9 protein-coding genes are annotated in these 10370 nt (G+C 63.8%); 5 read left to right on the top strand and 4 right to left on the bottom strand.

Annotated elements, in window-relative coordinates:
* The first annotated feature begins 158 nt into the window (after window positions 1-158).
* Both BJF77_RS13975 and BJF77_RS13970 read left to right on the top strand, forming a co-directional pair.
* Complete coding sequence (locus tag BJF77_RS13975; protein WP_176337449.1) at window positions 159-878, top strand: response regulator transcription factor; 720 nt, start codon at window positions 159-161, stop codon at window positions 876-878.
* Window positions 879-943: 65 nt separating this feature from the next.
* The gene (locus tag BJF77_RS13970; RefSeq protein ID WP_047803064.1) at window positions 944-2023 is read left to right on the top strand and encodes a cell wall metabolism sensor histidine kinase WalK; all 1080 of its coding nucleotides are present in this window, start codon (window positions 944-946) and stop codon (window positions 2021-2023) included.
* A 107-nt stretch (window positions 2024-2130) separates the two neighbouring features.
* Here the strand turns inward: BJF77_RS13970 and BJF77_RS13965 are convergent, their stop codons facing one another.
* Together BJF77_RS13965 and BJF77_RS13960 are read right to left on the bottom strand one after the other, a co-directional pair.
* The gene (locus BJF77_RS13965; protein ID WP_229588155.1) at window positions 2131-3282 is read right to left on the bottom strand and encodes a heparan-alpha-glucosaminide N-acetyltransferase domain-containing protein; all 1152 of its coding nucleotides are present in this window, start codon (window positions 3280-3282) and stop codon (window positions 2131-2133) included.
* A 693-nt stretch (window positions 3283-3975) separates the two neighbouring features.
* On the bottom strand, window positions 3976-4350 hold the full coding sequence (locus BJF77_RS13960) for a metalloregulator ArsR/SmtB family transcription factor (protein ID WP_047803062.1): 375 nt from the start codon (window positions 4348-4350) through the stop codon (window positions 3976-3978).
* Between the two features lie 56 nt (window positions 4351-4406).
* Between BJF77_RS13960 and BJF77_RS13955 the strand changes: the two genes are divergently transcribed.
* Window positions 4407-5459, top strand: a complete 1053-nt coding sequence (locus BJF77_RS13955; protein WP_047803061.1) for a cation diffusion facilitator family transporter — start codon at window positions 4407-4409, stop codon at window positions 5457-5459.
* A 10-nt stretch (window positions 5460-5469) separates the two neighbouring features.
* Here BJF77_RS13955 and BJF77_RS13950 read toward each other — a convergent pair whose 3' ends face one another.
* Entirely contained in the window at window positions 5470-6063 is a 594-nt protein-coding gene (locus tag BJF77_RS13950; RefSeq protein WP_047803060.1) for a recombinase family protein, read from the bottom strand.
* A 239-nt stretch (window positions 6064-6302) separates the two neighbouring features.
* On the opposite strand from BJF77_RS13950, the gene BJF77_RS20855 reads away from it, so the two are divergent.
* Both BJF77_RS20855 and BJF77_RS20605 read left to right on the top strand, forming a co-directional pair.
* Window positions 6303-6779, top strand: a complete 477-nt coding sequence (locus tag BJF77_RS20855; RefSeq protein ID WP_075872538.1) for a hypothetical protein — start codon at window positions 6303-6305, stop codon at window positions 6777-6779.
* 259 nt (window positions 6780-7038) lie between these two features.
* Window positions 7039-7275, top strand: a complete 237-nt coding sequence (locus BJF77_RS20605; RefSeq protein WP_158041272.1) for a hypothetical protein — start codon at window positions 7039-7041, stop codon at window positions 7273-7275.
* Between the two features lie 677 nt (window positions 7276-7952).
* On the opposite strand, the gene BJF77_RS20165 is transcribed toward BJF77_RS20605, so the two are convergent.
* On the bottom strand, window positions 7953-10370 hold a 2418-nt coding region (locus BJF77_RS20165; RefSeq protein ID WP_222845005.1), incomplete at its 5' end, for a hypothetical protein.

The raw sequence follows: 10370 nt of genomic DNA, 5'->3' as shown, positions 1-10370 counted from the left end.
GGGATCGTTAGCCACAGCGACCACCGGTTCACCGGTGAGCCCGGCCACGACGAGTCCACCCCCCTGTTTCGTTTCCGAGGCCTCAGACACGGTCGCCCTGGGACGCTGGGGCTCGCAGCACAGTGTTCATGTCACAGCGATCAGTACCGGGAGGACAGATGACGGATCCGCTCACCGGACGTGTGCTGGTGGTCGACGACGAGGTCGACCTCGCGCAGCTGATCGCGGACTATCTGCGCAAGGCCGGGCTGGAGGTCGTGATGCGCCACGACGGCACGGAGGCGGTGGCCGCGGTACGGAACTTCGCCCCGGACGTGCTGGTGCTCGACCTCGGGCTGCCGGGGATCGACGGGATCGAGGTGTGCCGTCAGGTGCGGACCTTCTCGGACTGCCACGTCCTGATGCTCACCGCCCGGGATGATGAGGTCGACAAGATCGTGGGCCTGTCGATGGGAGCCGACGACTACGTGACCAAGCCGTTCAGCCCGCGCGAACTCGTGGCCCGGGTGCAGGCCATGCTGCGCCGGGTGCGCACCCAGTCCGCACCCGTCCCGGAGCCGGCGGGCCAGGACCAGGGGCTGGTGATCGGGGACCTGGTGGTGGACGGGGACTCCCGCCAGGTGCACCTGGGCGGGGAACCGGTGGCGTTGACGAGGATCGAGTTCGACCTGCTCCTGTGCCTGGCTGCCCGCCCCCAACTGGTGCTCTCGCGCCGGCAGCTGGTGGAGATGGTCTGGGACACGCACTGGACCGGGGACGAGCACCTGGTGGATGTGCACATCGGACGGATCCGCAAGAAGCTCGGCGACGTAGCCACCAGGCCGACATTCATCCACACGATCCGCGGGATCGGCTACCGGATGGGCACCGGGCGATGAGCGCCGCCGTCTCCGACCGGACCCGGGCCTGGTCTTTGTCCTGGAGCCCATTGACGGTGCGATTGATGCTAGCCCAGACCGCAGTGCTGGCCATCGGGCTGATCATCGTGGTGATCACCGCGGTGCTGGTCGGGCCGAACATGTTCTATCACGAGCTCATCGAGGCCGGCCACGCCGATGAGGCCACCGGACTGGTGCACCTGGAGGACGCCTTCCGCTCGGTGAGCCTCACCGCCCTGACCATCGGGGGGCTCCCGGCGCTCTACATCGCCGGGATGCTCACCTTCTACCTCTACCGCACGATCGGGCGGTCCCTGGTCTCCTTCAGCACCGCCGCCCAGGAGGTGGCTGCCGGCAACTACGACGTGCGTGTCACCTCCACCAGCCTGGGCGCGGAGTTCGACTCCCTGGCTGGGTCTTTCAACGACATGGCGGCCAGGCTCGACGCCGTGGACACCACCCGGCGCCAGATGCTGGCCGATCTGGCTCATGAGATGCGCACCCCCCTGGCCAGTCTCAAAGGACATCTAGAGGGCATCGAGGACGGAGTGGTCGAGTGGGATGCACGAACCACGGGCATCTTGTACGCCCAGATCGCCCGGCTGGAGCGACTGGCCCGCGACATCCGCCAGCTCACCGCCGCCGAGGAAGGCATGACCCATCTGCAGCTGACCCTCCAGGACCCGGGCCGGCTGGCAGCCCAGGCGGCCGCGGCCGTCCAACAGGACGCCGCCGCTCAGAACATCTCGGTGACCTCCATCAGCACCGGCATGGAGGTCACACCGGTGCTGGTCGATCAGGAGCGGATGGGACAAGTGTTGGGCAACTTGCTGGAGAACGCCTTACGCCACACCCCATCCGGCGGGGCCGTCACCGTGCGCACCGACCACACCCCGGAGGCGGTCACTGTCACCGTCACCGACACCGGGGAAGGCATCGGCTCCGAGCACCTCCCGCACGTGTTCGAGCGCTTCTACCGCGCCAACACCGGCCGGGAGGCCCACCGCGTGGGCTCAGGCCTGGGACTGGCCATCAGCAAATCCCTGGTCGAGGCCCAAGGCGGGACCCTGGAGGCCACCAGCGGCGGCCCCGGACGCGGGACCAGCTTCCGGATCCACCTGCCCCGCCACACGCCCCCGGACTGACCCCAGCGTCACCAGACCGTTCCGTGACGGCGGCGGGCCGTGCCCGCCGCAGAGAGCACGTCTGCTGCGGCGGGCACGGCCCGTCATGTCGTGGCTACCGGTACAGCCTATCCGTGGCTGTCCTGGGCCGGCCTGCCCAGCACCAGCTGGCGGGTGCCTTTCACGCTGGTGCTGACCACCTTCTCCAGCGGTCCCTGCCCCAGGCTCCGGTGCCAGGCCACCGCGAACAGCGCCGCCACCGCCAGGTGGACCATGAACCACAGGTAGGGCAGCTCGTAGTGGGCCTCGAAGGACAGTGCCACCAAGTGGACGGTGTAGAGGGTCAAGGTCATCACGCCCATCGCCGACAGCGGTAACAACCATGCCCCGATCTTCGGGCCGATCAGCAGGAAGACGCCCAGCACCGCCAGGCTCACCCCAAGGCTGGCCGCGATCGCCAGCGGGGTGTTGGTGTGCGGGGTGGCGATCGCCAACCACCACACAGTCTCCGTGGGCAACGAGTCTGGCCCCCAGACCAGTACATCCTCCAGCTCGTGCTCGCCCATTGAGGAGGCATCCAGCAGCCGCTGGTAACCACCCAAGGCATAGAGCAGGACATAGGAAGTGGTCTGGGCGAAGATCGCCAGCCCCACGCCCACCACCACCAGTCGAGCTTGAACCTCCGTCTTGCGCAGATTCAACCGCCCCAGCCCCAGTCCGACCAGGAGATAGGTCATGTACGGCAGGGCCGGATAGGTCCCGGTCAGCAACAGCTGGGAGGCCGTGGCACCGGGCTGCGTGAGCAGATCCGTGAACGTGGGGTTGTAGGAGACGAATTCGGGCAACGCATTTTGGAGTCCCTGCATCAGCATCGGGGACACCACCCCGAAAAGCACTGCGGAGATGAACAGGGCCTTCGGGCCTGCATGCAGGAACGGAATCGCCAGCAGGAAGAACACCCCGTAGTAGATCAGGATGTTGTAAGCGGGCGGGTCCTCCGACATCAGCGTCCCGATCCACAACCCCACGATCGCGATCAGCACCGCGCGCACCACCAGGCCGATCCGGTCAGCGGTCATCGTCCTACCCTCGTGCGGGTGCCGCCCCCCGGAGGTCAGTGCCAGCCCCACCCCTGCCAGCAGGGCGAACAGGGCCGCTGAGTCCCCCGAGAACAGCCGCCACGACCAGCTCGCTTCCCCGGTCTCCTCGTTCCAAGCCGGTAGCAGATGAATGGCCATCAGCCCGATCAGCGCCAGCCCCCTGGCCGCATCGATCCCCACCAACCGGCGGGTGGGCCTTACCACCGCGTCTCCAAGACCCGCCGGCAAATGCCCTCCCATCCTCGATCCAGTACTCATCATTCCCCCTGTTAACGACAAGGTCCCGGTGCATCCGGGACCCTCTGTCCCAGGGTGGACGCCTCACTTGGAGTCCCCGTCGCGGGATTCTCAAGGTTCCATGAAGACTCCAAGGTCCATGGGCGACGCAGGCGCTTCTCCGTGCGACCGAAGCACGAAACGAGGAAAGGGAGACCCAGCGCAGGACCCGCGAGGTGGCCCGGGGTCCGTCGGACCCTGTGATCCGAGCCAGATCACCCCTTCACGTTAAAGACGGGCGCCCCAGCCCTGGGGAGGAATACTGGGGCACCCGAATGTCCGTGCACGAACGGATGAGAACGGGGTGTTCTCACTGGCAAACTATGCCCTCATCGACCCAGAAAAACAGGACGTAGAGCACCCAGCAGAGCAAGCTTCAGGGAATCTTCATGTCGTCTTGAGGGAAGCTCCACAATCCACTTCACATCCCGCCGTCACCTTTGAACTGCCATAGGCCCCGCGTCGACGTGTGGCCAACGAACGGCCCCTTCAAGTGCCGAAAGGGGACTGCCGCACCGATAAGTGCACCTATCGGTGCGGCAGTCCCCCTCGTCGGCTTTGTGACTCGAACGCGCCCGGCGAGATACATGGAGTGGGTCACCCGTTGCGAGCAGCGCCTGTAGCGCGGTAGCTGTGCGGGGCGCCTGCCGGGGCGGCACCGGTGATGTGCTCGGCGTGCGAGAGCGCCTCGGCCAGCAGGCGGTGCACGTGGGTGTCGGTCGCCCAGTAGTACGCGAAAGTGCCCTGCCGCCGGCTCTCCACCAATCCGGCCAGGCGCAGCTTGGCCAGGTGCTGGCTCACCGCCGTGGGCGCGGCGCCGACCAGCTCGGCCAGGGCGTTCACGCTGGACTCGCCCTGGAACAGTGCCCAGAGGATTTTCACCCGCGTCGCATCGGAGAGCATGCGGAAGGTTCCCGCAGCGATCCGGGCATGCTCATCATCGGGGGCAGGGTGGACCAGCTCGTCGTGCACGGCACCATGCTATCTGCGCCTTTGTATCTTCGTATCTACGTAGATACGCTTCCAGTGTGAAACCAGCCCGGCCCACCCCCGCACACGGCGACTCTCCCACCCACTCCCAGGACCATGGCCATGGTCACCATGAGGGTCATGGGCACCACGGCGGTTGGGCCCGGCTCAAGCACGCCCTCATCCCGCACAGCCATGACCACACCGAGGCCATCCAGACCGCTGAGCAGGCCAGTTCCATCGGCATCCGCGCCGCCTGGATCAGCCTGGCCGGGATGGGGGCCACGGCACTGCTGCAGATCGTCATCGTCTGGCTCAGCGGGTCGGTGGCCCTACTCGCTGACACCGTGCACAACCTCGGGCACCTGGCCACGACCATCCCGCTGATCATTGCCTTCCGCCTCGGCCGCCAGGCCCCCACCCGGCGCTACAGCTACGGGTTCCGGCGGGCCGAGGACCTGGTCGGGCTGCTCATCGGGGCCGTGATCGCCCTCTCGGCCGCGCTGATCGTCTGGGAATCACTGCGGGCGCTGACCACCCAGCAGGACATGACCCACCTCGGGTGGGTCCTGGCTGCCGCCCTTGTCGGGGCCGCCGGCAACGAGGTCGTGGCCCGCTATCGCATCCGGGCCGGGCGGCGCATCGGCTCAGCGGCGCTGATCGCCGAGGGCCAGCACGCCCGCACCGACGCCCTGACCTCCCTAGCGGTGGTGCTCGGGGTCATCGGCGCCTGGTTCGGGCTCCCGTGGGTGGATCCGGTGATCGGCCTGGCCATTGCCGCGGTGATCATCGCGGTGCTGGTCGGGTCGATGCGCACGGTCGTGCGCCGGCTCATGGACGGCGTCGAGGACGGGACCTTGGACTTGATCGAGCGCACGGCCGCCGCCGTACCCGGGGTCGCAGCGGTGGGCCGGACACGGGCCCGGTGGAGCGGGCACCGCCTGGAGGCCGAGGTAGCGATCGCCGTGGAGAACACCCTGAGCGTGGAGGCCGGCCACAACCTCGCCCACGCCGTCGAGGAGCACCTGCGCCTACACGTCCCCCATCTGCAGCAGGCCACCATCCACGTCACCCCCGCCCAGACAGCCACCACTTCCCGGACGATCCCGTGACGCATCGGACTCAGATGGTCCTCGCTTGCGGCAGCTCCCGGATCCGCCGGTAGAGGGTCGCCCGCGACATCCCCAGGTCTCGAGCGACCTGGGTGGCCGGCTCCCCGGACTCGATCAGGCGCAGGGCGTTGCGGATCTGGGAGTCGGTGAAAGTCTGACGCCGCCCGCCCAGGTCCTTACCGGCGGCCCTCCGTTTGGCCACCGAGTCGGTGATCCGCTCCCGCTTGATCTCCAACTCCATCTGCGCCAGGGCGGCCATGACGGTGAAGACCATGGAACCCATCGGGGTCGCGGTGTCCACGTCTCCCCCACCGAGGTTCAGCACCCGCAGCCCGGCACCTGTGCCCCGCAGCTCTTCGGCGAAGCTCAGCATGTTCTGAGTCGATCGCCCCAACCGGTCCAGCGTGGTGATGACCAAGGTGTCGCTCTCTTCGAGGGCGGCCACTGCTTTGTCGAACTGTGGGCGTGATGCACGGCCTCCAGACACTCCACTGTCCATGTAGATGTCATCGCGTCGCACGCCGGCATGTAGCAGGTCGGATACCTGACGGTCCGCATCCTGCTGCCGTGTCGATACCCGGGCATACCCGATGAGCTTCCCCACGTCCACCTCATCTGTCTCGTAACTAACGTTGAGTATCGAATTCTAGAGGCATGGATAAAGCACAAGGATGCGAGACAGGCCGAACCGCGGAAACATGCGGGTGCAGTTTTTTGCGACGAGACGTCTTGCATCCCTTGCCTTCAAAGACACATCCGATGAGCTACGCATGACTGCCAGGCAAGTGCGTGCAATGGTTACGATGAAATTCACTGTCGTTGCTATACGCCATAGGAGGAACGATGCCATTCGAAGTGTTCGACAAGAGAATGACTCCGCTGGCCAAGGCGCCGAGCGTGACAATCCAGAAGCGTGGGGTGATCTCGCTGAACAAGGCCGCCCACGACCTTATTGGTAATGCTAAGACGGTGGAGCTGCTCTACGACCGCGATCGTCAGATGATGGCGCTGCGCGCTACCGATGACTCCTCCCCGCACGCCTATGCGGTCCGCAGTGGATCCAAGCGTGGACCCGGGCAGGCGATCGTCTCAGCCACGGCCTTCACCGCGCACTACGGCATCGACACCACGGCCACCAGGCGATGGAAGCCCTTCGTCGAAGACAGCATGCTCTGTGTGGACCTAGCGTCCGAGGGCACCGTGATCACCGGCAACCGCACCAAGACCATGGTTCCGGCGGATTCCGTGGAATCGACAGAGGCACCGACGGACGACGCGCCGCCTGCAGTATCGGCCGACGGCGATCTCAACCATTCCTGACCCACTCCCCCACCCGGATATCGAAAGGGCCGCCACCCATGGCCCAGAAAGTCGAAGTGCATCTGGAGGACGATCTCGATGGCGGCCCCGCCGAGGACACCATCTAGTTCAGCCTGGACGGCAAGGACTACGAGATCGACCTCCTGACTCGTGCCACCTCCGCGCATTCTGGGGACCTTTAGTTCGCTGACCTGGGGCGTTGCTCTTGTCAGCGGGCGGAATTGGTCACTAATGACCTCTCCGTTGGCAGCCTGTGGCGATGACGTCGAGGTTCGTGCGGAAGGTGCGGACGGTCTCGGGAGCGGTCGCGGTGCAGGTGGTCATCAAGGACGGCGGGCGGCTCGTGGAGGTCGACCACGTCGGCTCGGCGCACACCGACGTCGAGCTGGCCCTGCTGCTCGATCCCGCCCGTGAGCGGCTGGCGCCGGGGCAGGGCGTGCTGGAACTGGGGCCGTTGCCGCAGCGGCAGATCAGCACGGCCGACGTCGCCGACTGAACCACCCCGGCCAGCAGCTTGCCGGTGCCGTCCCCCGGGCGGCGCCCGGAGACCGTCGCGGCCGGCGGCCGAGTAGTGGGCACCTCGGCCCAGATCCTGTGGCAGGTGCTGGTCAGCACGTGCCACAGCAGCGCGCTGGACTTGCCGGTGATCACCGACTGCCCGGCCGGCACCGCGCCCGCGTTCAGGTCGAGCTCGCCCTGACCCGGGTGCATCTTCACCCGGGCGGCCTCCAGCAGGGCGGTCAGCTCGGCCTCGGTGTGCGCCGAGCCAGGTGCTCCAGCACCTTGTCTCGGCCACTCAGCCGCTCAGCGATCTGCACCGCCGTCGCTCCCGACGCCGTCCGGACCTTGCGCACGAACACCACGACCCGACACTACCCACCCGATTAGTGTGTCGCCGACCTCTACCGCAAGCCGCTCACCAGCGGCAACACCAGCCAGATCAGCCAGAAGCCCTCAAGTGGCACGAGTCAGGAAGGAGAACGGCTACGAGGTCTCAGACCGCGGCCGCATCCACCAGACCGTCAAGGACGCCTACTACGCCGCCCACCGACCACAGGCCATGTGTGACTGGACGATCGTGGGCGGCAGCCCGAAGCGCCCGCCCACGGCGGCCGCCACCACGAGGCCAGGCACCCAACTGGCACGACGCTTCATTCGGGATCGGATGCAGCATTAATCAGCCACAGCATCCGGACTGACGCCCACGCGCGTGGCGATGCGCGCCAAGTCCTTCCTGAGGGCGTTCCCTACTGTCGGCCAGGCCCAGCCTTGACCTTGAAGCCCCGACTGTTCCCAGCAGGCATCGAGGTACCTAACGAAGGCGTCCACGCGTGCTAGCCGGTCTGGCAATGTGCGGGCGTCGCGGATCCCAACACGAACATCAGAATCCAGGATCGGAGTGTCTACAACCATCGCGTCACAATATGTGAAGAGCGAGGGGAAATGATTTAGGGTGTAGGCCCCAATAGTCGTTATGCGGCATCGTTCAGCTTGCGTGACATCGACGTCAGACAAGGGCGATTCGATCAGTCGAAAGCGAGCATGATAGTTAAGTGCGAACGCCACTGCATCGAGCGAAAATCCCAGCCCCTGCAAGTGGCTATAAACGTCTTCCAGCTGCACGTACCCGGCACTGTCTTTCGCATCCCCCTTGGAAAGGATGTACTCCAGAGACATGGGGAGTAGAAAGTGATTGCGGGCATCGGGACGATCTATCGAAAACATATTGGCGATAGGCGAAGTGTGCGGATCATAATACTCAGCATCCCCGTGAATAAGTGACCGCAGGAACTCATGTATGGGGACGACGTACCGGCCGGGGGTTCGATTTTGGATCTCTATGATCTTTTCGGTATCGACATGTCCACTGCCGATGAACTGCGTCACAAAAGCGAGGGCCCGTCGCATGTTTCCCCCGGCCATATTGTCAATCAAAGCCAATAAGGGAAAATTACGTGCAAAATTATGCTCAAGTACCCGCAGGAAAGACTCAAGGCTTTCGCTCTCTAAGCCAAGCCCCCCACCGGTGGTGCGAACGTCTCCACCTCCAGACAAGACCCGCAGTGCAAACTCGATCCGTTTTTGAAGCATAACATCTGTCCGCGGAGGGGATATTGAAAATACCCGCGGATGATATCCCGATACCGCCCCGTATCGTTGCGACTCGTAGTACGTCTCAGGTCGGAGAGTAACAAACACCGTCGCGTCCCAGGAGGCTGCCAATTCATTGGCTGCGAGAAACACCTTATTTTGATCGTGATGGTCGCGCTGGTCGACATTGTCGAGGAAAATAACCACTTGGCGTCGGCGCGTTCTTGTAATGCGGCTGATGGAGCGCCTTAGATGTTCAGCGCGATTGCCGAGAAGGGCGGCTAAGTGCTCGATTCGTTTAATTCTATAAGTTGGCTCATCAATGCCCTTAAGCTGGCCATAAACTCCCCGATCGAAGCGTTGAAGGTCTTTCCTGTATACATCTTCCACAAACTCGAAGTCATCAATATCAATGTCATAGTCTTCGAGCAACACCGTGCGAATACGGTCGACGGCGTACTCGCTGGGCGAGCTGAAGGTCGCGCCGCGACCGTAATCCACCATAATGGCTATGGCATCCTGGAACACCGCTCTCGCATCGATCCTGACTAAGTGCTGAATAAACGTGCTCTTGCCCGAACCGACGCCGCCGAGCAATACGATTGGCCGATGTGAAGCGGCCGCTGCTAGAGCCTCCTCCGACAAAGCCGGATTCACTCCGGTTTTTAAAGCCGCTGGTTCCTCTATAGCGCCAATATCACCTAACAGCGAAGCGTTACGACTTATCAGCAATTCCCGTGATATTTCAGCGTAAGACGATAAAGCCCCGCTACTCGCATAACATTCACGGAGGAAAAGGTCACTGTATCTTTCTTCTTGAGGCATGTCCTCCAACATGATTTCCCCCATGATTTGCAGGTTGGATTGCATGGGGTTTCGACGTTTTATTCCGGGATAGTTGGGGAGCGATGCGGACAGAGGGGCTGGGGGTGCTGCGTTGCCAATATTTAGCTGGGCGAATATTCGTTTTTGCCGAATTCCCGAGTGGGAAAGGCAGTTGTAAAAAGTTATAAAGTTTTCGCGAATCGATGCGAGCGAGGGAAAAATTAGGCCCTTACCAGCCAAAGGTGCGACGCCGTCATTGCGGCTTCCGAGGAAAGCAACCCACTGATGTCCATTCGTAACCACGCATGGCGCAACTCCTCGGAGACTTGCATAGCGGATAACTTGCTGCATCGCTGCGGTAAGCGCCTTGTTGGAGCGGTCCGCCGTCAGCGGCCCGAGAGCGCATACGCCATTAGGTAAATCTAAAGGCAGTACGAAACCGACGCCCTCTCGTTTGGCCTCAACGATGGCCAAGGTGCCCGCCTCGACGAGTTCATAATCGGTGTACCCGTCAGGCAACCGTTGTTCGACTCGAATTTTGTCCGCAGGCCAGTGCAACACGTCCTTGATCACGGAATCGATTAAGTCAAAACGTGTTTGAGCCTCGTTTCTTGTTAGATCGTCCGCGGCAGCGTCGCCTTCCCGTATGGCGAGCCGCTCTAGTTCCGCGAAGCC

The sequence above is a fragment of the Kocuria sp. CNJ-770 genome, assembly GCF_001942375.1.
Taxonomy (GTDB): Bacteria; Actinomycetota; Actinomycetes; order Actinomycetales; family Micrococcaceae; genus Kocuria; species Kocuria oceani.
Note: the sequence above shows the minus strand (reverse complement) of the source record. Positions and strands in the feature narration are given on the sequence as shown.

What these genes read in the sequence shown, in the direction of transcription:
- BJF77_RS20855 (WP_075872538.1), top strand. Translation starts at nt 6,303, where the DNA reads ATGCCATTCGAAGTGTTCGACAAGAGAATGACTCCGCTGGCCAAGGCG.
- BJF77_RS13970 (WP_047803064.1), top strand. Translation starts at nt 944, where the DNA reads ATGCTAGCCCAGACCGCAGTGCTGGCCATCGGGCTGATCATCGTGGTG.
- BJF77_RS20605 (WP_158041272.1), top strand. Translation starts at nt 7,039, where the DNA reads ATGACGTCGAGGTTCGTGCGGAAGGTGCGGACGGTCTCGGGAGCGGTC.
- BJF77_RS13975 (WP_176337449.1), top strand. Translation starts at nt 159, where the DNA reads ATGACGGATCCGCTCACCGGACGTGTGCTGGTGGTCGACGACGAGGTC.